Raw genomic sequence first — 22,615 nt, 5'->3', positions numbered from 1 at the left:
GCGCTAAGCCTGCCTCATCACTCTGCGCGCCCGCAGTGTGGTTGCACAGATCAGGAGCAAAGCGACAGCGACGGGCACCCCGAAGACCCACTCTCCCGACCAGTCGTTGCGGTCGGCGAGCAGCGGCCGCATCAGCGGGTGCCGCAGGACGGTGGCCGGTCCGGGCTGCACCTTCTTGTCCTGCTCACCCCGCACGACGATCCGCAGCTCGGCGCCGTCCGGGCAGGTGACGTGGTGCGCGAACATCGGGTTGTCCGGCCCCGGCACGTCCTCGACGCTGGTGATCACGCACGTCTGGGGCGTGGCGAGGAGGTCCATCAACGCGCGATGGCCGTCGCCGACGAGCACCGCCGTGCCGGGGATCACGACCATGAACGCGGGCAGCACGAGCCACGCCGGTCCGAGCTTGCCGAGGCCCCACGCGAACGCGAGCGACAGCAGGCAGGCGGGCACCAGGACCGCGAGCTCGTACTGCTCGGGCACGACGGCGCCCAGCAGGACCGCGGCGGCGACCGCGGCGAGCCCGATCACGATGAGTGGTGCTGGCCGGCTCACGGCTGCTTCCTGAGCAGCCAGGCGACCGGAACGAGGAGAGTCATCGCTCCGGGGACGCTTGTGACCAGGAGGAGGTTCCATCGTGTGCTGTCCGCCCAGTCCGGCAGCAGCGGCGGACCCGTCACGACGTCGGCCTCGGACGTCTTCAGCCGGTCGGTCCAGTCGCGGTCCAGCTCGACCTCGCCGCTGGGGCAGGCCAGCACGTAGTCGACTCCCGGGTACTTGGTGAACGGGTGCTCTTCCTTCGAGGTGACCGTGCAGTGCTCGACGTTCCCGCCGCGGTGCAGGAGCACGCTGTGCACGCCGAAGGTCAGCACGAACGGCGCCAGGAGCCCGAGTGCGAACGCGGGCAGCGCGATCCACTTGCGCTGGGAGAGGCCGCTGACGCCCAGCGCGTACGCCAGGCCGCCGAGCAGCCCGATGAACACCAGTCCGTACGTCAGCGTGATGCTCACGCCGACGCCGAGCGCGAGGGCGGTCAGGCCGCCGGCGATCAACAACCAGGCTGCCTTCAACGGCCTGCCCAGTCGTGCCAGACGCTCTTGCGCGAGACCGTGGTCTTCACTGCCAGTCGTTGAACGAGCGTCGCGGGGAGCCTGAGCAGCACCTCGCCCAGGACCTTGGCGCGCAGCCCGAACCGGAAGTTGGCGGCGTCCGGGACGTTCTTGCGGAACGGCAGCAGTGCCGTGAGCGCCACGAACCGGGCGAGCTGGGTGAGTGCCGTGGAGGCGGGGGCGCAGCGCAGCAGCATCAGCAGGCGGTTGCGTTCGTTCCAACGGTGGAAGAGCGCCGATCCCGGACGAGTGCTGGCCCCGTGCCGGTGCCGGACCCTCGCCGGCCCGACGGAGATCACCCGGTGGCCTGCCAGCCGCAGCCGCCAGGCCGTGTCGGTGTCCTCGTAGTAGCAGAAGAAGCTCGCCGGGACGCCGCCCACGGCCCTGAGCTCCTCGGTCCTGAGCAGCGCCGCGCCACCGCAGAAGCCGAACACCTCGCGCCCGGACAGCACGACGTCCTTGCCGTGGCCGTCCGCCGTCAGTGCCACGCCGACGGACTGCGTCGAGCTGTCCGTGAGCAGGATCGACGAGGTGGCGGCGGCCGCGCCGGGATCGCCGTCGAGAGCGCTCTCCAGCTCGGCGAGCCACGACGGGTCCGGTGCCGCGTCGTCGTTGAGCCACGCGACGTACGGGGTGTCGACCATGCCGAGAACGGCGGCGAGCCCGCCCGCGTAGCCGCGGTTCCTGGGCAGCCGCACGACCTCGTGCCCGCTGATCAGCTCGGCCGTGCCGTCGTCGGACGCGTTGTCCACGATGATCGTCCTATGTGGACTCTTCTGGGCCTTGAGGGCGTCCAGGCACGCCGTGACGTGGTCACGGCCGCGCCACGTCACGACCACCACGGTGCTGACTGCCGACACGGCGTGAGACGGTACGCGACGTGCCCGAGCTAGTAGTGCTGACCGAGCAACTCAACGCCCCGGTTCCCGGCGGGACCGGCCGGTACACGGCGGAGCTGCTCGAGGCGTTGGGGAAGAGCGCTCCCGACGGCTGGTCCGTGGTCTCCGCGGCGACGGCCCGCGCCGACCGCGTGATCAAGGTGCCGCGCCGGGTGCTGGTGGCGTTGTGGGAGCGTGGCCTGCCGCCGAAGCTCGGCCCGCACGTGCACGCCCCGACGCCGCTCGCACCGTTGCCGGGCGCCGTCGTCACCGTGCACGACGTGGTGCCGTGGACGCACCCGGAGACGCTGACGCCGCGAGGAGTGGCCTGGCACCGCAAGGTGATCGAGCGTGCCGCACGTGAGGCACGCGCTCTCGTCGTGCCGACTTCCGCTGTGGCGTCTCAGTTGGCGGAGTGCGTGCGGATCTCCGTGCCGGTCCACGTGGTGCCCAACGGAGTCACGCGGCTGACCGGTGAACGGGCGGACGACCTTCCGTCGTCGTACGTGCTCGCCGTGGGCACCGTGGAGCCCCGCAAGGGCTTCGGGCTGCTGGTGCGCGCCACCGAACGGCTCCGGGTGCCCCTGGTCGTCGTGGGGCCGCAGGGCTGGGGCGACGTCGACCTGCGCGCGCCGCACGTGACGTTGCTCGGCAGGGTCTCGGACGAACGGCTGGCCTCGGTGCTGGCCGGTGCCACCGTGCTCGCCGCGCCCAGCCTGGCGGAGGGGTTCGGCCTGCCGGTGCTGGAGGCGATGGCGGCCGGGGTGCCCGTCGTGCACTCGGACGACCCGGCTCTGGTGGAGGTCGCGGGAGGCGCCGGAACCGTCGTCCGGCGAGGAGATCTGGCCTCGTTGACGGAAGGTCTGAGGGCCGTCCTGGCCGATCCTCATCACACCGTCGAGGCCGGAATCACTCGCGCGAGTGAGTTCACCTGGGAAAAGACGGCGGAGGGTGTCTGGCGGGCCCACGCTGAACGACAAGATTAGTACGTTCCCGCTAAACGCTTTCGCAACTGACATTACGCTAGCTGATCGTGCCCACTGTCGAACCCAGCGTGCTGATCGACGCCACCGCGATCCCCGCAGACCGTGGTGGCGTCGGCCGTTACGTGGATTCGCTCGTCGCGGCGCTGGACGCGGACGGCGCCACGCTCTCCGTCGTGTGCCAGCCGCGAGACGAAGAACTGTTCAGCAAGATCGCGCCGAACGCCCGCGTGATCCGCGCCGCCGACGCCGTGGCCACCAGGACGGCCCGCCTGGCCTGGGAACAGACGACGCTGCCGCGCCTGATCCGCGCACTGGGCGTGGACGTGGTCCACTCCCCGCACTACACGCTCCCGCTGGCAGGCAAGGCCGCCTCGGTCGTGACGCTGCACGACGCCACCTTCTTCACCGACCCGGTGCTGCACTCGTCGGTGAAGGCCCGTTTCTTCCGGGCCTGGACCAGAGCGTCGCTGAAGCGAGCGGACCTGTGCGTCGTCCCGTCCCAGGCGACCGCCGACGAGCTGGTCCGGGTGGCCGGAGCCGACCGCCGCGCCCTGCACATAGCCCAGCACGGCGTGGACACCGAACGCTTCCACCCTCCGTCACCGGACGAGGTCCTGTCGGTCCGCAAGTCGCTGTCGCTGGGGGACGCGCCCTACGTCGCGTTCCTGGGTGCCCTGGAACCGCGCAAGAACGTCCCGGCCCTGATCCGCGGCTTCGCGCAGGCGATGGTGGGCCGTGCCGAGCCGCCGGCCCTCGTGCTCGCCGGTCAGCCAGGCTGGGACAGCCAGGTCGAGCGCGCGCTGGACTCCGTGCCGCACCGGATCCGCGTGATCCGGGCCGGCTACCTGCCGTTCGAGCAGCTGGCCGGGTTTCTGGGCGGGGCCGAGCTGGTCGCCTACCCGTCTCTGGGCGAGGGGTTCGGGCTGCCCGTTCTGGAGGCCATGGCCTGCGGGGCCTGCGTGCTCACCACGCGGCGGCTGTCGTTGCCGGAGGTCGGGGGTGAGGCGGTGGCCTACTGCGGGGTCGGCGCCGGGGACATCGCCGCCGCCATCGGCGACCTGCTGGACGATCCGGCGCGCCGGGCTTCACTTGCGGCGTCGGGGCAGCAGCGGGCCAAGGACTTCTCGTGGGCCGTGAGCGCTGATCGTCACCGGCTGGCCTACGAGCGCGCGATGCTGGTGCGTCGCCGCCGTTGATCCGGGGCGGCGCTAGTGTGTCGCGCGTGAACTACGGCGACGGACTTGGTGTCGTGACGGTCACGTACTCGCCGGGCGAGACGCTGGCTCCCTTTGTGGACACCCTCGAGAAGGCCACCTCCCGTCCGGTGCAGGTGATCCTCGCCGACAACGGGTCCACCGACGGGGTGCCGGAGGCCGTTGCCGCCTCCCGCCCCCACGTCGAGTTCGTGCCCACCGGGGGCAATCTCGGCTACGGCGGCGGGGCCAACCGCGGGGTCGCCGCGCTGGGGGCCGACGTCGGGTGGGTGTTGATCTCCAACCCCGACATCGAGTTCCTGCCCGGCAGCGTGGACGCGTTGATCGCCGCCGCCGAGCGGTGGCCTCGGGGCGGCATGTTCGGGCCGCTGATCCGGGAACCCTCCGGGGAGGTCTACCCGTCAGCCCGGCTGCTGCCCTCGCTGGGGCGTGGGGTCGGGCACGCCTTGTTCGGGGCGGTGTGGAAGTCGAACCCCTGGACTCGGGCCTACCGGCAGGAGAAGGCTCCCGTCGAGCGGGTCGCCGGGTGGTTGTCCGGGTCCTGTTTCCTGATGCGGCGTGAGGCTTTCGACTCCGTCGGGGGGTTCGACGAGCGGTACTTCATGTACTTCGAGGACGTCGACCTCGGGGAACGTGTTGGTGCGGCTGGATGGTTGAACGTCTACGTGCCCGAGGCCGAGGTCGTGCACATCGGTGGGCACTCGACTGCCCGGTCTTCGGATCGGATGTTGCGCGAGCATCATCGGAGTGCTTATCGCTACATGGCCGATCGGCATGCCGGGGTGCTGTGGGCGCCGTTCCGGGTGGCGTTGAAGGCCGGGCTGGCGTTGCGGGTGAAGATTCTCACTCGGTCCAGCTGACTCCGCAGACGATCGCCTTGCCCTGACGACCCGACCCGATCCGCAGGGACCCCTGCGTCAGCCTGCCCGGCGCATCGCGCCGGGCGCGCTCACATGTCGCCGCTCAGCCGTTGCGTCAGCGAGTTGCGGCTCTGCTGGTGGTTCGTCGCCGTCGGGATCAGGCCCGGGCGGACCACCTGCGTGATCTCCGCGTCATCTGCCGGGGCCTGCTGCTGCGGCATCGGCTGCGTCGGAGCGGCCTGCGGCTGGCCCTGGTGCTGGGGGCGCGGGGGCTGTTGGCGGCCCATCTGCGCGGGTTGCAGGATCATGGTCGAGTCCGGGTCTCGGCGCGGGTCCACGGCGTTGACCAGCGAACGAGGGACGCGCTGCGTGTCCGAGGAGTCCATCGGAGACGTCATGTTGTCCGGCGTCACGATGTTCCGCCCACGTGCGCGGGCGCGGGCGAGCATGGCGTCGGCCCGGTCGCGGGGGTCCATGTCGGATTTAGCTCCTTGCCGGGACCAGATCCCATATGACGATCTGCTTCGTGTCAGAGTATTCCGTCGAACGGCTCGCTGTAACGCGGAGGAGGAAAAAGGTGCACGGCGTCGAAGCTGTGGTGCTGGTCGGGGGCAAGGGCACCCGTCTTCGCCCGCTGACCCTGTCCGCTCCCAAACCCATGCTCCCCACCGCGGGGGTGCCATTTTTGACGCACCTGCTGTCGCGGATCAAGGAGGCCGGCATCACGCACGTGGTGCTGGGTACCAGTTACAAGGCCGAGGTGTTCGAGGAGTACTTCGGGGACGGATCGAGGCTCGGGCTGGAGCTCGAGTACGTGGTCGAAGAGGTGCCGCTGGACACGGCCGGGGCGATTCGCAACGTGGCGGACAAGCTGCGTGAGCGGGACGTCATGGTCTTCAACGGCGACATCCTGTCGGGGGTCGACCTGACGGGGATCGTGGACACGCACCGCAAGCACGAGGCGGACGTGACGCTGCACCTGGTCAAGGTGGCGGACCCGCGTGCGTTCGGGTGTGTGCCGACGGACGACGAGGGGCGCGTCCAGGCGTTCCTGGAGAAGACCGAGAACCCGCCGACGGACCAGATCAACGCCGGCTGTTACGTGTTCCGGCGTGAGGTGATCGACGCGATTCCCGCCGGGCGGCCGGTGTCGGTGGAACGGGAGACGTTCCCCGGGCTGCTGGAGGCCGGGAAGCGGTTGCAGGGGCACGTGGACGCCACGTACTGGCTCGACCTCGGCAAGCCGGAGGCGTTCGTGCAGGGGTCCGCGGACCTCGTGCGCGGCGTTGCGCCGTCTGCCGCAGTTGCACAGCCAGGTGACTACTTGGTGCTGGAAGGCTCGGCGGTGCACGAAGGTGCGACGCTGCGAGGCGGCAGCACGGTCGGTGCGAACTGCACGGTCGCGGAAGGCGCTGTGCTCGATGCCGCGATTCTGTTCGACGGCGCCGTTGTCGGTGAAGGTGCCTTGGTCGAGCGTTCGATCGTGGGCGCTGGTGCGCTCGTGCAGGCCGGTGCGGTCCTCAAGGACGCTGTAGTAGGTGACTCCGCGGTGATCGGTGCGCGGTGTGAGCTGATCGGCGGAGCGCGGGTCTGGCCGGGTGTCGTGTTGCCCGAGGCCGGGGTGCGCTTCTCGACGGATGCCTAGCAGAGCCTGGACTCCACCGTTCCCACTCGACCTGGGCGCGGTGCTCGGCAGGCTGCGCCGCGGACCCGGCGACCCGTCCTTCAGCGCGGAGGGCGGCGTCTGGTTCGCGGCGAACACACCGTGCGGTCCCGGCACGGTGCACATCACCAGGACGAACGGTGAGGTGCTCGCGGAAGCGTGGGGCGAGGGCGGGCCGTGGCTGCTCGACGGCCTGCCCGCCCTGCTCGGCGCGGAGGACACGGTGGACGAGTTCGTCGCCCACCACCCGATCATCGCCGAGGCCCGCAGGCAACGGCCCGGGCTGCGGCTCGGCGCCACGAACCGCGTCTGGGACCTGCTGTTCGCCTCGATCCTGGAGCAGAAGGTCACCGGCACGGAGGCCTTCCGGACGTGGCGCGAGCTCGGCCGCAGGTTCGGTGAGAGCGCTCCCGGACCGAAGCCCCTGAAGGTTCCCCCGACGCCGCAACGGTTGCTGGGCCTGCAGGACTGGGAGTGGCACCAGTGCGGGCTCGACGGGGCGCGCAGAAGAACGCTGATCAACGTCGCGCAGGTCGCGCACCGGCTGGAGAAGGCCGCCGAGATGCGCAGCCGCGGCCTGCTCGAGAAGGTGCCCGGCGTCGGCGTCTGGACGTCGGCCGAGGTCGCGCAACGGGCCTGGGGCGACCCGGACGCGGTGAGTGTCGGCGACTACCACGTCGCCAAGAACGTCACGTGGGCGTTGACCGGAAAACCAGGTGACGACGACGGGATGATGGAGCTGCTGGCGCCCTACAAGCCCCAACGCCACCGCGCCGTCATGTACCTGGAGGCGGCGGGCATGCGACGGCCGCGGCGAGCCCCGAGGTTCTCACCGCGCGACTACCGGAGGTTCTAGGTCCTTGGCGAAGCTGCAGTACGTGGCGCGAGGTGTGCCGGGCGGCTACCGGATCTGGAACACCAGGTCACGGCGCTGGTGGGGCGATCTCTACGAACTGTGCCCGGACGACCTGCTCGCCGAGCTGAACGCCGAGGCCGACCCCGCCCGGATCACCGCGCTGACGAAGCGGTACCGGGCGCTCAAGCGCTAACGCAGGCGCGCGAGAGCGCTCTCGATCAACGGGTGCAGGTCGTCCACGTTGTCCGGCAACGAGTCCAGCGGCCACCACTGCAGGTCGACGGACTCCGCCGACCGCACCGGCTGAGCCCCGACGGGCGCACGCACCAGGAACCGCACGTCGAAGTGCCGCGTCGGCTTGCCCAAAGAGCACGTGATCGGGTGCACGTCGAGGTGGATCGGCGTCGGCTCGATCCGCAGCCCGCGCATGCCGGACTCCTCGGTCGCCTCACGCAGAGCGGCCGCGGCCAGCGTCGAGTCCTCGGGCTCGCAGTGACCGCCCAGCTGCAGCCACCGGCCCACGCGCGGGTGCAGCGTCAGCAACGCGTGCTCCGCCGTGGCGTCCAGGACCAGTGCCGAGGCCGTCAGGTGCCCGGGCTCGCAAGAGCGCTGGCAGGCGTCCGGACGGGCCGCCAGGAAGCCCAGGTAGGCCTCGCGCAGGGCGTCCTGGCCCGCGAACCGGCTCAGCGTCGAGACGGCGTCGGCGTGCAGAGTCAAAGCTCGATCAGTCCTTCCAGGGGCTCGCGCGGCGTCAGCGGCTCGGTCGGGTGCCCGACCGCCACGGCGCCCAGCGGTTCCCAGTCGTCCGGCACACCCAGCACGGAGCGCACCACGTCCGCGCAGAAGATCGTCGACGACACCCAGCACGAGCCGAGACCCTCGGCGGCCAGTGCCACCAGCAGGGCCTGCACGGCGGCGCCGCCGGCGACCGTGAACATCGTCTTCTCGGCGTCCGCGCGGCGGTCGTCGGGGTACGAGTGCGCGCCGTCGCGCACGAGGAACGGCACGACGATCTCCGGTGCCTCCACCAGCAGGTCGCCGCGGCGAACCCGGCGCGCGACCTGGTCGTCGGAGAACCCGTCGGCGCGCAGGTCGGCTTCCCACTGGGAGCGCATGGCCTGCAAGAGCTCGGAACGCTTCTCGCGCACCAGTGCGAACCGCAGCGGCTTCGTGTGGTGGGGCGCGGGCGCGGTCAACGCCGCACCGACCGCACGCCGGACCACGGCGAGATCAACGGGTTCGTCCGAGTAGAACCGCACGGACCTGCGCATCAGCACGGCCTGAGCACGGCCCAGAGCCAGCGCCTCCTCCGTGCCGAGGCTGAAGAGGTCCTCCTTGACCGGACGGTTCAGGTCGCGGGCCGTGGACCCGTCGTCCACCACGTCGAACCCGCGCAGCACCGCCACGGGCACCGCGCCGAGCTTGCCCTTCACCAGGTCGGCGGCCGCGGCGATCTCGTCGGCGACCGCGACCATCGTCACCGCGAGCTCGTTGCCGTGCTCGTCCACCGCGCCCGCGTAGTCGTGCAGCACGCGGAGGCCGGACGCGCCGATCGCGGCGTCGGTCTGGCCCATCCGCCACGCGCGGCCCATCGTGTCGGTGATCACCACGGCGACCTCGACGCCGAGCGACGACCTCAGCGCCGCCCGCAGCGACGCCGCCGAACCGTCCGGGTCGACCGGGAGCAGCGCGATCTCGTCGCCCGCCACGTTCGAGGCGTCCACACCGGACGCGGCCTGCACGATGCCGAGCTTGTTCTCGGTGATCAGCGTGCGCATCTTGCGGGCGAGCACGCGCACCGACTCCGCGTCGACGTGCTCGCGGCGGATGCGGTCCCGCTCGGCGGGATCGGCCGGCACGCGAACGAGCCGTCCCTCTACTTTGGACAGGATCTTGGACGTGACGACCAGCACGTCGCCGTCGCGCAGCCAGGGGGCGGCGGAGGCGATCGCGGACGCCAGGTCGTCGCCGGGGCGAAATTCCGGCAGGCCGGTGACCGGCAGCAGCTCCAGCGCCGCGGCGGCGTGGTCAGTCAACTTCGACTCCGGCCAGTTCCAGCGCGTCCCGGGCCATCTGCGCGGTGGTGTCCACATCGGACATCAGCAGCGGAACCGCCCGGACGGCGACACCCGGCACGTCCGCGCGGTCGCCGGTGTGCACGAGCCACGCGTCGAGGATGCCGTCCTCGGAGCACTTGCGGGAGCCGTAGAGCCGCCCGACCGCCTCGGCCGAGGTCTCCACGCCGATCGCGTCCAGACAGGCGTCGGCCATGCCCCGCAACGGTTTCCCGCCGACGATCGGGGAGAGGCCCACGACGCCGGCCTCGGTCTTGCGCAGCGCGTCGCGCACGCCGGGGACGTTGAGGATCGTGCCGACGCTCACCACGGGGTTGGACGGCGCCAGGACCACGGCGTCGGCCTCGCCGATCGCGTCCAGCACGCCGGGCCCGGGGGTGGCGGTCTCGGCGCCGACGAACGCGAACGACTGCGCGGGGACACCGGCCCGGTGCTTCACCCACCACTCCTGGAAGTGGATGGCCTTCGTCTCACCGTCGAGCTCCACGACGACGTGGGTCTCCACCCGGTCGTCGGTCATCGGCAGCAGCTTCACTCCCGGCTTCCACCGGTCGCACAGCGCCTCCGTCACGGCCGACAGCGGATAGCCCGCGCGCAGCATGCGGGTGCGAACGAGGTGCGTCGCGATGTCCCGGTCGCCCAGGCCGAACCACGTCGGTTCGGCCCCGTACGCCGCGAGCTCCTCCTTGACGGTCCACGACTCGTTCTCGCGACCCCAGCCGCGTTCGGTGTCGATGCCACCGCCCAGCGTGTACATGCAGGTGTCGAGGTCGGGCGTGATGCGCAGCCCGTGCATCCACACGTCATCGCCGGTGTTCACCACCGCGGTGACCTCTGCTCCGAGAGCTTTGAGTCCCTGCAGGAACTTGGCGCCGCCGACCCCGCCGACGAGTGCTACGACCTTCACGCCCGCCCATGCTTCCACAGCGCCGGTTCGCGCTTACAGGTAGCGCCAGAACGAGAACGTCCGCGAGCCGTCGAAGGCCGAGAACGGGTCGCCGCCGATGAGCTCGAACACCCAGGTCGACGCCTCGAAGAACAGCTGGCTGACAGCCGAGAAGCCGATCAGGACGGCGAACAGGACCAGCGGAGCCCACGGCCGGGCCTTCGCGCCGAACTTCTGCGCCTCGTAGGGCAGGAACGGTTCGATCGCGCCCCAGCCGTCCAGTCCGGGGATCGGCAGGATGTTGAGCACGAACGCGAACACCTGCAACAAAGCAAGGTACGAAATCGCGGCGGCGAGCGCGGCCGGCGGCGAGAAGACCGCGACGACCAGAGCGAGCAGCACGCCGATCACGAGGTTGGAGATCGGTCCCGCGAGTGAGACCAACGACTCGATCTTCTTGGACCGCAGGGCGTGGTGGTTGATCCACACAGCACCACCCGGAAGTGGGATTCCGCCCATGACCAGCAGGACGAGCGGCAGCACGATGCTGAGCACCGGATCGGTGTAACGGCGGATGTCGAGGGTCAGATAACCCTTGTCACGTACGGAAAAATCGCCGCCCTTGTACGCGACGGCGGCATGCCCGAACTCGTGCAGGCACAGCGTCACGGCCCACCCGGCGAGGACGAACAGGATGGTGCCCGACTTGATGGCGAGGTCACCTTCGAGCAGGGTGAGAGCAGCTCCGGCGACGGTGGCCGCGAGCAGGCCGAGGAACAGTGGACTGGGGCGCACTGCTGATCGCTTCACCCCACCAGTGTGGCGTGTCGGACGGCGTGGTGGGCCGTTCGGGGACGGGTTGCGACACCTGAATCACTGTCTGTGCAGTCAGTCAAGGTTTTTGCGGCCATCTGCGGGAATATCCCCCGACGTGTGGACTCCGCTTGACCGCCCGCTGTGACGCAGGTGTAATCACATCGGTGTCATTCGTCGTTGTGGGAACGGCGTCTGGCGTCCGCCAACCGGGGAGAGCGGAAGGCGAGGAGGCGGACGAAATGCAGGAATTCGAAGAGCTCGAAGAAGATCACGTCACACAGCCGGTCGTACAGGGCGAGCTGTCGTACCTGTTCGACCCTGCCGACGAGCAGGACTGGCAGGAGCGCGCGCTCTGCGCCCAGACGGATCCCGAGGCGTTCTTCCCCGAAAAGGGAGGGTCGACGCGGGAGGCCAAGCGCATCTGCCTGGGCTGCGAGGTGCGTTCGGAGTGCCTGGAGTACGCACTCCAGCACGACGAACGCTTCGGCATCTGGGGCGGTCTCAGTGAACGAGAGCGCCGCAAGCTGAAGAAGAGAGCTGTCTAGAAGCGTGATCTTCTTGCCTTAACTTGGGGACGTGACAAGTCCTCACCCGAGGCTCAGGACAGCGCCGGTGCTGTGCGTCCTGGTCTGCCACGACGGCGACCAGTGGCTCAGCACGGCGCTGTCTGCCTTGCGGCGTCAGCGAATTCGCCCCAGGCACGTGATCGCGGTCGACACCGGTTCCACCGACGGGACGGCAAAAGTCCTGGCGGAGGCCGAGGACCTGCTGGACGGCGTGCTGACAGCGCCGCGGGGCACGGGCTTCGGCACCGCTGTGCGCATCGCGGTCGAGCACGCCGTCGAACGGTGGGGTGACCCAGGTAGATGGGTGTGGCTGCTGCACGACGACAGCGCGCCCGAACCGGACTGCCTCGCGGCTCTGCTGACCGCGGCGGAGGTGTCTCCTTCGGCCGCCGTGCTCGGTCCTCTGTGCCTCGATTGGGTGGATTCTCGTCTGGTCGTCGAGGCAGGTCTCTCGACGGATTCTTCAGGACATCGACAGACTGGTCTGTCATCCGCCGAACATTCCGCATCGTTTCAGCAGAGCACCGAGGTTCTCGCCGTCTCGTCCGCGGGTTCGTTGATCAAACGTGAGGTTTGGCACTCGCTCGGCGGTTACGACGAAGCGATGCCGCTGCTGCGCGACGATGTCGACTTCGGGTGGCGCGCTAATCGCTCAGGTCATTTGGTCCTGTGCGTACCCGTCGCACGCATGCGACATGCGCGCGCCGCAACTAAAGGCGCACGCCGTTTGGACGCGGCGATGGCACGACCGGGTCCGTCATTTCGTGGCGTCGACCGCGCGCACGGCATGCGTACTTTCTTGGTCAATTGTTCAACTTTCTCCTTTCTCGCCGGACTTCCGCGGCTGCTGTTCCTGTCGCTCCTGCGGGCCCTGGGCTTCCTGCTGCTCCGGCGTTTCGCGGACGCACACGCCGAGGTCGGCGCGGCCCGTTACCTCCTGACGCGCGGCCGTCTGCTCGAAGGACGCCGCGCCCGTCGCGGGTCCGCCGTCGTGCGCGGGCTCTTCACCAGCAGACTCACCCGGCTGCGCAACGCCGTGCGGGCCGGCGCGGCCTTCCTGATCCGCCGCCGGGTCGAGGCCGATGCCGCGCTGGGTCGTTTGCCCGCAACCGATTCCGGTTCGACGTGGCTCGAACCGTCCGAAGTGGACTCTCGGCTCGTCGGCCCGGCCGCGCTGCCGGCCGGTGCCTCCCGCGGCCGTCCGCGCGTCGCCGGTCTGCGCCGCCCGCCCGTCGTCGTGTCCGTGGACGCCGCACTGCCCGGTGCCCTGCGCCCGTCGCCTCGCCCTCGTCCGTCACCGGGGCCGCGAGCCGACCCCGGCATGGTCTTCGTCGAGGTCGACCAGTCACGGGTGCTGCGCTCGCTCCTGCTGGCGCCACCGGTGCTGTTGCTGCTGGGCCTCTCGGTCGTCGCGGTGATCGCGAACTGGTCGCGGCTCGGCCTCGACCTCGCGGGCGGCCGGCTGCTCCCGGTCGCCTCGCTCGGCGAGGTCTGGTCGACCTACCTGGCGTCGTGGCACCCGGTCTTCGGCGGCACCGCGGCTCCGGCGCCCGCGGCTCTGGCCGTCCTGGGACTGATCCCCGGCGGACCGTCGTTCGCCGTCGCCCTGCTGTTGCTCGGTGACATCCCTCTCGCCGCGTTGTCGGCCTACATCGCGTCACGCGGCCTGCGCGTACGGCGTTCCGTGCGCGCGGTGGCTGCGGCCTTCTACGGCCTGCTGCCGGTCGCCACGACCGCCGTCGCCGAGGGTCGTCTGGACGTCGTCGTCGTGCACATCGTCACGCCCGTGGTCTTCGCCGGCGTGTACGCGGTCCTGCGCGCGTCCTCCACGCACGCCTGGCTGCCCATGGCCTCCGGCACCGCCATCGGTGTCGCCGTCCTCGGAGCCTTCTCGCCGCTCACGCACGTCGTGGTGATCATCGGCGCGTTGGGCGGTTTCATCGCGGTGACCGGCGGTGCGCGCCGGATCGCGGCTCTGTTCGTGATCGTGCTTCTGCCGATGGGCCTGCTTCTGCCGTGGCCCGCCGTGCTGCTGCAACACCCGGAGATGGTCCTCAACGGCCTTGGTGCCGCGTTCGAGTCGCCACCGCCGAACCTGATCGTGTGTTCGGTCTTCGCGGCCGCCGCGTTCGCCGCCGCCGTGCTGCGCCCGAACGCCTCGATGCTGCCGGGCCTGACGGTGATCGTGCTGGCCATCGGTGCCCTCGCGGCGGTGGCCGCGGTGGGGGCCTGGCCGGGGACACCGCTCGTGATCCTCGGCTGGGGGCTCATCTGCGTGGTGCTCGCCGGGTGCCAGCGCGGGGTGCCGCCGGGCATCGCCGGGCAGGCGCGGGTGCGCCGGGCCGTCTACGTCGTCGGCGTGGTGACGCTGGTCAGCGTGGGCGTCGCCGGGCTCCTGGACCTGAGGTCCGGGCCGCTGAAGGCCGACGGCGGCGTGGCGTTGAACACGTCGCTGACCGCCGAGCTGGAGCGGACGGGGCGTTCGGTGCTGATCCTCGGGACGCCAGCCCGGCAGGTCGCCGGCCGGATGCCCGCGTTCGGGGACGACGACCTGGTGCCCACCGTCTCGTCGCCCGCCCGGTTGCGGCGGTGGAACACGACGCTGCTGGACGGGGCCGCTCCGGCCGTGAAGCTGACGCTGGGGCAGGCCGCCTCGTCCGGGGTCGCGTTCGTGGTGATGCCCACCGACGAGGCGTCGAAGAAGGTCCAGGCGGCTGCCGGGGAGCTGGTGTCCGAGGCACCGCGCGCGTCGGACGGACGGCCGGTGCTGCGGGTGCGGCTGGCCGCGGACACCGGGCTGCTGCTGGCACCCGACCTGGCCCGCCGCGCCCGCACCGGCGGTGAGCCGCCGTCGGAACTGGCCGCGGAGGGGATGGCGTCGGTGAACGTGTCGCTGCCCGACGTGGCCGTCAAGGTCTCGCCCGGCGGGGAGGGACGGGTGCTCGTGCTGGCCGCCGAGGACGAACCCGGCTGGCAGGTCTCGGTGGACGGCGCCCAGGTGCCGGTCGTGCGGGCCTGGGGCCACCTCGTCGGCGTGCCGCTGCCGTCCGGAGGGGCCGAGGTGCGGGTGTCGATGTCGACGACGCTGCGGGACTTCCTGTTGCTCGGGCAGGCGGCAGCGGCGTTGTTCACGCTGCTGACCGCCATCCCCACCCGCAGGCGCGGGGTGTGAGAGGAGTCTCAGCCCTCGTCGACGACGTCCGGGTCGAGGCCCAGGTAGTTCGCGATCTGTTCGACCAGGACGTCGTGCACCAGGTCGGACAGGTCGGCGCCGTCCTTCGCGCGCGCCTCGAGCGGGCGGCGGTAGAGAACGATCCGGGCACGGTTGTCCGAGCCCGCGGGCAGCAGGCGGGCCAGGGGGACGTTGCCGTCCTCCACCACGCCGTCCTCGCCCTCGACCTGGACCTCGGGCACGTCGTCGACGGCCACGTCGAGCTGCGTGAGCTCGGTGCGCCAGCGGGTCTCGATGGGCTCCAGCGCCTCGATGACCAGGGCGTCGAAGCGTTCAGCGCGGGAACGGGCCGCGGGGAGCGTGGCCGGGTAGAGCGGGCCGCGAAGGCCTCGCCCGTGCCGGTCGCGGTTGCGTCGGCGCGGCGAATCCTGCCGCTGTGAACCCCGTGCCATCACCACAACCCAGCAGCCTAGTTGTTCCCTCGGACGACTAAACACAGCGTGCCTCACACACAGCCTCCCGTGGACGCGCTATCGTCCCCGATCGTGCGGAGCGTGAGACGGTGCTCGCGAACCGGGTGTGCTAACCCGGCTGTCGCCACGCTCACCTACGCCTATGCGGACTCCACCGCGGTCGTCGGGCCGCTTGCCACGTACTCCGAACCACACAGTTACGACCTGTGTGAGGAGCACGCGTTGCGGCTCACGGCGCCTCGTGGCTGGGAGGTCGTGAGGCATCAGGGTGAGTTCGCGGCGCCCGAGCCGACTGTGGACGACCTGACGGCCCTGGCCGAGGCCGTGAGGGAAGCTGGGCGGGCTGATGTGAGCCCGAAGCTCCCCGACGTGCCCGCGGGGTCTCACAGGCGTGGCCACCTGCGGGTACTGCCCGATCCGCACGAGGACTGAACGACCACACGCACCACTAATCTTCTCGCCGGTAGGCTGCCCAGGCAGTGGCCGTCAAGAGCGAGTTTCGGGAGTGTGCGGCGTGCGTGACCTGTCCGGCATCGTCAAGGCGTACGACATCCGCGGGGTGGTCGGCGAACAGCTGGACGCCGGCCTGGTCCGCGACTTCGGCGCCGCCTTCGCGCGTCTGGTCGGCGGACCGACCATCGTCATCGGTCACGACATGCGCGACTCGTCGCCCGAGCTGTCGCGTGCGTTCGCCGCGGGAGCCCAGGCGCAGGGCGTCAACGTGATCAGCATCGGTCTGGCCAGCACGGACATGCTCTACTTCGCGTCCGGCAAGCTCGACCTGCCGGGTGCCATGTTCACCGCCAGCCACAACCCGGCGCAGTACAACGGCATCAAGATGTGCCGCGCGGGCGCTTCGCCGGTCGGCCAGGACACCGGTCTCGGCCAGATCCGCGAGGACGCCGAGAACCAGGTCCCCGACGTCGAGGGTGTCGAGCCGGGCACGTTCGAGGAGCGCGACATGCTCGTCGACTACGCGGCCTACCTCAACAACCTCGTCGACCTGAAGAGCATCCGCCCGCTCAAGATCGTCGTGGACGCGGGCAACGGCATGGGCGGCTACACGGTGCCGCAGGTCTTCGAGGGCCTGCCCATCGAGGTGATCCCCATGTACTTCGAGCTCGACGGCAGCTTCCCGAACCACGAGGCGAACCCGCTCGACCCGAAGAACATCGTCGACCTGCAGGCCCGCACGAAGGCCGAGGGCGCCGACGCCGGTGTCGCGTTCGACGGCGACGCGGACCGCTGCTTCGTCGTGGACGAGAACGGCGACCCGGTCAGCCCGTCCGCGATCACCGCGCTGGTGGCCGTGCGCGAGCTCGCCAAGGACCCCGGCGGCACGATCATCCACAACCTGATCACCTCGCACGCCGTGCCGGAGATCGTCACCGAGCACGGTGGCAAGCCCGTGCGCACGCGCGTCGGCCACTCGTTCATCAAGGAGGAGATGGCCAGGACCGGCGCCATCTTCGGTGGCGAGCACTCGGCGCACTACTACTTCCGCGACTTCTGGCGTGCCGACACCGGCATGCTGGCCGCGCTGCACGTGCTGGCCGCGCTCGGTGAGCAGGACGGCCCGCTGTCCGCGCTGACCTCGGTCTACAACCGCTACGCCGCCTCCGGTGAGATCAACTCGACGGTGCAGGACCAGGCCGGCCGGATCGCCGCGATCAAGGACGCGTACGGCTCCAAGGACGGCGTCACGGTCGACGAGCTGGACGGTCTCACCGTGCAGCTCGCGGACGGGTCGTGGTTCAACCTCCGGGCCTCGAACACCGAGCCGTTGCTGCGCCTGAACGTCGAAGCCGCCACCCCCGAGGCCGTCGCCGCGCTCAGCGACGAGGTCCTCGCGATCGTGCGGGCCTGAGGAGAGACACCGTGGCCGTCAAGCTCGAAGAGCAGTTGCTGGAGATCCTCGCCTGCCCGTGCCCCGAGCACGCGCCGTTGCAGGTCGGGACGCCGTCCGACCCGGAAGCCGACTTCCTCACGTGCACCGCGTGCGGTCGTTCGTTCCCGGTGCGCGACGGCATCCCGGTGCTGCTGCTGGACGAGGCGGTCGAGCCGCCTTCGGCTGGGTGACGTAGGTGCTCGACGACACGCTGCTCGACGACTCGAGCCGCCTGGCCGACGCCGACACGGGTGGTTGGCTGCGCGCCGCCGCCCGTGCCGGGGCACAGGTGCGTTCCACCGCCGAGGCCGCGGCCGAGGCGGGGGTGGAGCGGATCTTCTCCGAACGACCGCGGGCGGTCGTGCTGATCACCCGGCCCGGCCACTCGCTCGCGGTCGCCCACGTCGTGATGGCGTTGCTCGGCCCGGGGTGCTCGGTGCCGGTCGTGATGGCCGACGAGGTGCCGCCGTGGGTCGGCGCCCTCGACGTGGTGCTCGCGCACACCGAGGAGCCCGGTGACCGGGTGCTCGCCGAGTCGATCGACCGGGCCGTCCGCCGGGGCGCCCGGACGCTGCTGACGGCGCCGGACTCCGGTCCGATCGCCGCTGCCGCCGCCGGACGCGCCGTGCTGCTGCCGCCCCGCATCGACGTACCGCCGGGCTTCAGCTTCCCGCGCGCGCTCACCGCGTGGCTCCTGGTGCTGCACGCGCTGGGGCTGCTGAAGGCCGACGTCGACCTGATCGCGGACGAGCTCGACCGGGAGGCCGAGCGCGACCACCCGATGCACGAGTCGTTCGTGAACCCGGCGAAGTCGCTCGCGCTGCGCGTCGCCGACCGCACGCCGCTGCTGTGGGGCCTCGACGAGGTCGCCACGTCGGTCGGCGTGTACGGCGCGAGCGTGCTGGCGGCGTTCGCCGGTGTCGCCAGCGACGTCGCCGGATATCCACAGGCGCTGACCCGCCCGGTCCTGCACCGCCGCGCGGTGTCGGGAACCTCCGGTGCGGATCTCTTCGCGGACCCGGACGACGAACCGGGCAGCGGGCTCGTGCGCGTGCTGTTGCTGGCCGTGCGCCAGGGCCCGGCGGCCGAGGCCGTGCGGCACGCGGCCGAGGACGCCCTGCCCGGAGCCGACGTGCTGGAGCCGGCCGTCGAGGTGGCGGGAGGCGACGCGGTCAGCGCCGCTCTCCTCGCGCTCCGCTTCGAACTGGCCGCGCTGTACCTCGGGCTCGCCGCCGGATCGCTCGGCGGCAACCCGTACTGAATGGGGAGCTGACTCAGAAGTGGACCTGCTGCACAACGCGGTAAGGCCGTACGCGTGGGGTTCACGCACGGCCATCGCCGAGCTGCTCGGGAAGGAGGTGCCCGCACCCCATCCCGAGGCCGAGCTGTGGATGGGCGCCCATCCCGGCGACCCGTCCCGGGTGGTCGGATCGGACGGCGTCGAGCGTTCGCTGCTCGACCTGCTGACCGCCGACCCGGAAGGCCAGCTCGGCCCGCGCGTGGCCGAGAGGTGGGGCAGCAGGCTCCCGTTCCTGATCAAGGTGCTCGCCGCCGACGAGGCGCTGAGCCTGCAGGCGCACCCGTCGGCCGCGCAGGCCGCCGAGGGCTTCGCGGCGGAGGAGAGGCGGCTCGTGCCGCTCGACTCCCCGATCCGCAACTACAAGGACCCGGCTGCCAAACCGGAACTGATCTGCGCGCTGACCGAGTTCCACGCCCTCGCTGGGTTTCGGTCGCCCGAGCGCACGGTCTCGTTGCTGCGCACGCTGGACGCGCCCGCGTTGGCGCCGTACACCGAGATGCTGGTCGCGCAGCCGGACTCGTCGGGCCTGCGCGCGTTGTTCACGATGCTGATCACGCTGCCGCAGACGTCGTTGTCGTCGTTGCTCCCGCAGGTCCTCGACGCGTGCGTGCTGCACGTGAAGGAGCACGGCGAGTTCGACATGGAGTGCCGCACGATCCTGGAGCTGGGGGAGTCCTACCCCGGTGACGCGGGCGTGCTCGCGGCGTTGCTGCTCAACCGCATCGTGCTGCAGCCGGGCGAGGCCATCCACCTGCCCGCCGGCAACCTGCACGCGTACCTGCGGGGAACGGGCATCGAGATCCTGGCGAACTCGGACAACGTCCTGCGCTGCGGCCTCACGCCGAAGCACGTCGACGTGCCCGAGCTGCTGCGAGTGCTCGACTTCACGTGCGGTGACATGGAAGTGCTGCTGGGCGAGGAGGTCCAGCCCGGCGTCCGGGTCTACCGGACGCCCGCGCCGGAGTTCGAACTGTCCAGGTTGGACCTGGCAGCGGAGACGCGGATCAACCACGAAGGTCCGCAGATCATGATTTGCACCGAGGGCGCCGTGGTACTCACGAACGCCCGTGGCGACGAGCTGGCACTGGCCCGGGGACAGTCGGTCTGGCTGCCCGCCTCGGACCCGGCCGTGCTCGTGCGCCCGGATGGTGTTGAATCCGCTGAACTTTTCCGCGCGACCGCGGGAACGGACTAAGGTTCACCACCGGACAAACCGGACTGGTTCTCAGCAAGGAGACAGCGTGTCAGCAGGGGGCGGAACCAAGGCCATCGTCGCGGCTTTGGTGGCGAACGCCGGTATCGCGGTGGCCAAGTTCGTCGGATTCTTGATCACCGGCTCGTCGTCGATGCTGGCCGAGTCGGTGCACTCGGTCGCCGACACGTCGAACCAGGGCCTGCTGCTGCTCGGCCAGAAGACGGCCCAGCGCAGGGCGACCAAGCTGCACCCGTTCGGCTTCGGCCGCGACCGGTACTTCTGGTCGTTCGTGGTGGCGCTGATGCTGTTCACGCTCGGCTCGGTGTTCGCCCTGTACGAGGGCATCCACAAGCTGCAGGCGCCGGAGGGTCTTTCCAGCCCGCTCGTCGCGGTCGGCATCCTCGTGGTCGCCATCGGCCTGGAGACCTACAGCTTCATCACCGCGATCAACGAGTCGAAGAAGATCAAGGGCGACGCCACCTGGTGGCAGTTCATCCGCAACTCCCGCACGCCGGAGCTGCCGGTCGTGCTGCTGGAGGACCTGGGTGCGCTGGTCGGCCTGGTGCTGGCCCTGCTCGGTGTCGGCCTCACGACGATCACCGGCAACCCGGTGTTCGACGCCCTGGGCACCATCGCCATCGGTGTGCTGCTGGGCGTCATCGCGATCATCCTGATCATCGAGATGAAGTCGCTGCTGATCGGTGAGGGCGCGTCGGACAAGGACCTCGACGTGATCATCGACGAGCTGGCCGCCGGCAAGGTGCAGCGCGTCATCCACATCAAGACGCAGTACATCGGGCCGGAGGAGATGCTCGTCGCGGCGAAGATCGCGCTCAACCCGGGACTCCAGCTCGACGAGGTGGCCCAGGCGATCAACGACGCCGAGCAGCGGGTGCGGGCCAAGGTGCCGCACGCCCGGCTGATCTACCTGGAGCCGGACCTCGACCGGTCGACGGTCGCCAGCTCCTGATCTGTCGCTGTGAAGCCGCCCCGGGCTCCTCGCCCGGGGCGGCTTCGTCGTTTCGAGACAAAACGCCGGACAACCCGCGGACAAGAGCTATGGGCATCTCAGCTGGTGGATACCTCTAGGGTGGGCCGAATCGGATCCATCAAGGAGGTATGCACCGTGCCGGGGAACGGGTTGTGGCGCACGAAGTCGATCGAGCAGTCGATCGCTGACACGGACGAGCCGGGCACCAAGCTCCGCAAGGATCTGACGGCCTGGGACCTCACGGTCTTCGGTGTCGCGGTCGTCATCGGTGCCGGCATCTTCACTCTGACCGCGAGCACCGCGGGCAACATCGCGGGGCCGTCGGTCTCGCTGTCCTTCGTCCTGGCGGCGATCGCGTGTGCGCTGGCCGCGTTGTGCTACGCCGAGTTCGCCTCGACGGTGCCGGTCGCGGGCAGCGCGTACACCTTCTCCTACGCGACGTTCGGCGAGTTCGCCGCGTGGATCATCGGGTGGGACCTGGTGCTGGAGTTCGCGGTCGGCTCGGCCGCGGTCGCCAAGGGCTGGTCGGCCTACCTGCAGACCACGTTGGGTCTCATGGGTCTCGACGTGAAGACCGAGGTCGGTGACGGCATCAAGTTCGACTGGGGCGCGGTGCTCCTGGTCGCGGTGCTCACGGTGCTGCTGGTCATCGGCACGAAGCTCTCGTCGCGGGTCAGCGCGGTCATCACGGCCATCAAGGTCGCGGTGGTGCTGCTCGTGATCGTGCTCGGCATCAGCTACATCAAGGCCGAGAACTACACGCCGTTCATCCCGCCGGCCGCCGAGGGCGGACCGGCCGCGCACACCGGCGTCGAGCAGTCGCTGTTCTCGTTGATCACCGGCTACTCGGGCAGCACGTACGGCGTGCTCGGCATGCTGGCGGCGGCGTCGATCGTGTTCTTCGCGTTCATCGGCTTCGACGTCGTGGCCACCACGGCGGAGGAGACCAAGAACCCGCAGAAGGCCGTGCCGCGCGGCATCCTCGGCTCGCTCGCGATCGTCACGGTGCTGTACGTCGCCGTGACCCTGGTGATCACCGGCATGGTGCCGTACAAGGAGCTGGCGACCCAGCCGGACGGCACGCGCGCGACCCTCGCGAGTGCGTTCGCGGAGAACGGGGTCGACTGGGCGGCGACGGTGATCTCGGTCGGCGCGCTCGCCGGTCTGACCACCGTCGTCATGGTGCTCATGCTCGGCCAGAGCCGCGTGCTGTTCGCGATGTCGCGCGACGGCCTGCTGCCGCGCAACCTCGCGAAGACCGGCACCCACGGCACCCCGGTCCGCATCACGATCATCATCGGTGTGCTGGTCTCGATCGCCGCGGGCTTCTTCCCGGCGGGCAAGCTCGAAGAGATGGTGAACGTCGGCACGCTGTTCGCGTTCATCCTCGTGTCCGCGGGTGTGATGGTGCTGCGCAAGACGAGGCCCGACCTGTCGCGCGGTTTCCGCGTGCCGCTCGTGCCGCTGGTGCCGATCCTCGCGATCCTCGCCTGCCTGTGGCTGATGCTGAACCTGACCGCGCTCACGTGGATCCGGTTCCTCATCTGGATGGCGCTCGGTGTCGTCGTGTACTTCGTGTACAGCCGCCGGAACTCGGTGCTGGGCAAGACCGGTCAGAGCAAGGTCGAGTCCGAACCGGTGGTCAAGCAAGGTGAAGAGCCGGGTCTTTAGCTCTTCACCAACTAAT

General features: G+C 70.3%; 24 protein-coding genes. 15 read left to right on the top strand and 9 right to left on the bottom strand.

All coding sequences use genetic code 11. The features are described 5' to 3' along the window. Nucleotides 1-3: 3 nt before the first annotated feature. The 3 genes from ACWF7A_RS28775 to ACWF7A_RS28765 are packed head-to-tail and all read right to left on the bottom strand — an operon-like array spanning nt 4 to nt 1,969. Nucleotides 4-555, bottom strand: coding sequence for a hypothetical protein (locus tag ACWF7A_RS28775; protein ID WP_452253603.1), 552 nt, complete (start codon nt 553-555; stop codon nt 4-6). Beyond that, the gene (locus ACWF7A_RS28770; protein ID WP_452253602.1) at nt 552-1,070 is read right to left on the bottom strand and encodes a hypothetical protein; all 519 of its coding nucleotides are present in this window, start codon (nt 1,068-1,070) and stop codon (nt 552-554) included. The genes ACWF7A_RS28775 and ACWF7A_RS28770 overlap by 4 nt, the downstream gene beginning before the upstream one ends. Next, nucleotides 1,067-1,969, bottom strand: coding sequence for a glycosyltransferase family 2 protein (locus ACWF7A_RS28765; protein WP_452253601.1), 903 nt, complete (start codon nt 1,967-1,969; stop codon nt 1,067-1,069). Before ACWF7A_RS28765 ends, ACWF7A_RS28770 begins: the two co-directional genes overlap by 4 nt. 20 nt (nt 1,970-1,989) lie before the next feature. Here ACWF7A_RS28765 and ACWF7A_RS28760 point away from each other — a divergent pair, with 20 nt between their 5' ends. The 3 genes from ACWF7A_RS28760 (at nt 1,990) to ACWF7A_RS28750 (ending at nt 5,047) form a co-directional block, all read left to right on the top strand. After that, a complete protein-coding gene (locus ACWF7A_RS28760; protein ID WP_452253600.1) occupies nt 1,990-2,973 on the top strand; it encodes a glycosyltransferase family 4 protein in 984 nt (327 codons plus the stop codon). Nucleotides 2,974-3,041: 68 nt separating this feature from the next. After that, nucleotides 3,042-4,169, top strand: a complete 1,128-nt coding sequence (locus tag ACWF7A_RS28755; RefSeq protein WP_452253724.1) for a glycosyltransferase family 4 protein — start codon at nt 3,042-3,044, stop codon at nt 4,167-4,169. A gap of 26 nt (nt 4,170-4,195) precedes the next feature. Then, a complete protein-coding gene (locus ACWF7A_RS28750) occupies nt 4,196-5,047 on the top strand; it encodes a glycosyltransferase family 2 protein (RefSeq protein ID WP_452253599.1) in 852 nt (283 codons plus the stop codon). A gap of 89 nt (nt 5,048-5,136) precedes the next feature. On the opposite strand, the gene ACWF7A_RS28745 is transcribed toward ACWF7A_RS28750, so the two are convergent. Further along, entirely contained in the window at nt 5,137-5,523 is a 387-nt protein-coding gene (locus tag ACWF7A_RS28745) for a hypothetical protein (RefSeq protein ID WP_452253598.1), read from the bottom strand. A gap of 101 nt (nt 5,524-5,624) precedes the next feature. On the opposite strand from ACWF7A_RS28745, the gene ACWF7A_RS28740 reads away from it, so the two are divergent. The 3 genes from ACWF7A_RS28740 to ACWF7A_RS28730 are packed head-to-tail and all read left to right on the top strand — an operon-like array spanning nt 5,625 to nt 7,759. After that, entirely contained in the window at nt 5,625-6,692 is a 1,068-nt protein-coding gene (locus ACWF7A_RS28740; RefSeq protein ID WP_452253597.1) for a sugar phosphate nucleotidyltransferase, read from the top strand. Further along, on the top strand, nt 6,685-7,566 hold the full coding sequence (locus ACWF7A_RS28735) for a DNA-3-methyladenine glycosylase family protein (protein WP_452253596.1): 882 nt from the start codon (nt 6,685-6,687) through the stop codon (nt 7,564-7,566). Before ACWF7A_RS28740 ends, ACWF7A_RS28735 begins: the two co-directional genes overlap by 8 nt. Nucleotides 7,567-7,570: 4 nt before the next feature. After that, a complete protein-coding gene (locus tag ACWF7A_RS28730) occupies nt 7,571-7,759 on the top strand; it encodes a hypothetical protein (RefSeq protein WP_452253595.1) in 189 nt (62 codons plus the stop codon). Here ACWF7A_RS28730 and ACWF7A_RS28725 read toward each other — a convergent pair. From ACWF7A_RS28725 to ACWF7A_RS28710, 4 genes are read right to left on the bottom strand one after another with little or no spacing between them, the layout of a single operon-like run. Then, entirely contained in the window at nt 7,756-8,283 is a 528-nt protein-coding gene (locus ACWF7A_RS28725; RefSeq protein WP_452253594.1) for an NUDIX hydrolase, read from the bottom strand. The genes ACWF7A_RS28730 and ACWF7A_RS28725 overlap by 4 nt on opposite strands. After that, nucleotides 8,280-9,602 carry a coenzyme F420-0:L-glutamate ligase gene (locus ACWF7A_RS28720; RefSeq protein WP_452253593.1) on the bottom strand — a complete coding sequence of 441 codons (1,323 nt, stop codon included), beginning with the start codon at nt 9,600-9,602 and terminating at the stop codon, nt 8,280-8,282. The genes ACWF7A_RS28725 and ACWF7A_RS28720 overlap by 4 nt, the downstream gene beginning before the upstream one ends. Continuing rightward, nucleotides 9,595-10,548, bottom strand: a complete 954-nt coding sequence (gene cofD, locus ACWF7A_RS28715) for a 2-phospho-L-lactate transferase (RefSeq protein ID WP_452253592.1) — start codon at nt 10,546-10,548, stop codon at nt 9,595-9,597. The genes ACWF7A_RS28720 and cofD overlap by 8 nt, the downstream gene beginning before the upstream one ends. Before the next feature lie 33 nt (nt 10,549-10,581). Then, nucleotides 10,582-11,337 (bottom strand): site-2 protease family protein, encoded by a 756-nt coding sequence (locus tag ACWF7A_RS28710; protein ID WP_452253591.1) that lies wholly within the window; start codon nt 11,335-11,337, stop codon nt 10,582-10,584. 245 nt (nt 11,338-11,582) lie between these two features. Here ACWF7A_RS28710 and ACWF7A_RS28705 point away from each other — a divergent pair, with 245 nt between their 5' ends. After that, on the top strand, nt 11,583-11,888 hold the full coding sequence (locus tag ACWF7A_RS28705; protein WP_051784712.1) for a WhiB family transcriptional regulator: 306 nt from the start codon (nt 11,583-11,585) through the stop codon (nt 11,886-11,888). A 31-nt stretch (nt 11,889-11,919) separates the two neighbouring features. Beyond that, nucleotides 11,920-15,081, top strand: a complete 3,162-nt coding sequence (locus ACWF7A_RS28700; RefSeq protein WP_452253590.1) for a glycosyltransferase — start codon at nt 11,920-11,922, stop codon at nt 15,079-15,081. Between the two features lie 8 nt (nt 15,082-15,089). Here the strand turns inward: ACWF7A_RS28700 and ACWF7A_RS28695 are convergent, their stop codons facing one another. Next, the gene (locus ACWF7A_RS28695) at nt 15,090-15,533 is read right to left on the bottom strand and encodes a metallopeptidase family protein (protein ID WP_452253589.1); all 444 of its coding nucleotides are present in this window, start codon (nt 15,531-15,533) and stop codon (nt 15,090-15,092) included. A 93-nt stretch (nt 15,534-15,626) separates the two neighbouring features. On the opposite strand from ACWF7A_RS28695, the gene ACWF7A_RS28690 reads away from it, so the two are divergent. From ACWF7A_RS28690 to ACWF7A_RS28660, 7 genes are all read left to right on the top strand, one after another. Next, complete coding sequence (locus ACWF7A_RS28690; RefSeq protein ID WP_189154299.1) at nt 15,627-15,986, top strand: DUF3499 domain-containing protein; 360 nt, start codon at nt 15,627-15,629, stop codon at nt 15,984-15,986. An 82-nt stretch (nt 15,987-16,068) separates the two neighbouring features. Next, nucleotides 16,069-17,421: a phosphomannomutase/phosphoglucomutase gene (locus ACWF7A_RS28685; protein WP_452253588.1), complete on the top strand. Its 1,353-nt coding sequence runs from the start codon at nt 16,069-16,071 to the stop codon at nt 17,419-17,421. 11 nt (nt 17,422-17,432) lie between these two features. Then, nucleotides 17,433-17,633, top strand: a complete 201-nt coding sequence (locus ACWF7A_RS28680; protein WP_189154297.1) for a Trm112 family protein — start codon at nt 17,433-17,435, stop codon at nt 17,631-17,633. A gap of 5 nt (nt 17,634-17,638) precedes the next feature. Further along, the gene (locus ACWF7A_RS28675; protein ID WP_452253587.1) at nt 17,639-18,703 is read left to right on the top strand and encodes a hypothetical protein; all 1,065 of its coding nucleotides are present in this window, start codon (nt 17,639-17,641) and stop codon (nt 18,701-18,703) included. 19 nt (nt 18,704-18,722) lie between these two features. Then, nucleotides 18,723-19,937, top strand: a complete 1,215-nt coding sequence (gene manA / locus ACWF7A_RS28670; RefSeq protein WP_452253586.1) for a mannose-6-phosphate isomerase, class I — start codon at nt 18,723-18,725, stop codon at nt 19,935-19,937. Nucleotides 19,938-19,983: 46 nt separating this feature from the next. After that, complete coding sequence (locus ACWF7A_RS28665) at nt 19,984-20,907, top strand: cation diffusion facilitator family transporter (RefSeq protein ID WP_452253585.1); 924 nt, start codon at nt 19,984-19,986, stop codon at nt 20,905-20,907. Nucleotides 20,908-21,063: 156 nt separating this feature from the next. Next, nucleotides 21,064-22,599 carry an amino acid permease gene (locus ACWF7A_RS28660; RefSeq protein WP_452253584.1) on the top strand — a complete coding sequence of 512 codons (1,536 nt, stop codon included), beginning with the start codon at nt 21,064-21,066 and terminating at the stop codon, nt 22,597-22,599. The last annotated feature ends 16 nt before the right edge of the window (nt 22,600-22,615 follow it).

This window comes from Lentzea sp. NPDC055074 (assembly GCF_053608005.1).
Note: the sequence above shows the minus strand (reverse complement) of the source record. Positions and strands in the feature narration are given on the sequence as shown.

What these genes read in the sequence shown, in the direction of transcription:
- ACWF7A_RS28745 (WP_452253598.1), bottom strand. Translation starts at nt 5,523, where the DNA reads ATGGACCCCCGCGACCGGGCCGACGCCATGCTCGCCCGCGCCCGCGCA.
- ACWF7A_RS28735 (WP_452253596.1), top strand. Translation starts at nt 6,685, where the DNA reads ATGCCTAGCAGAGCCTGGACTCCACCGTTCCCACTCGACCTGGGCGCG.
- ACWF7A_RS28705 (WP_051784712.1), top strand. Translation starts at nt 11,583, where the DNA reads ATGCAGGAATTCGAAGAGCTCGAAGAAGATCACGTCACACAGCCGGTC.
- ACWF7A_RS28695 (WP_452253589.1), bottom strand. Translation starts at nt 15,533, where the DNA reads ATGGCACGGGGTTCACAGCGGCAGGATTCGCCGCGCCGACGCAACCGC.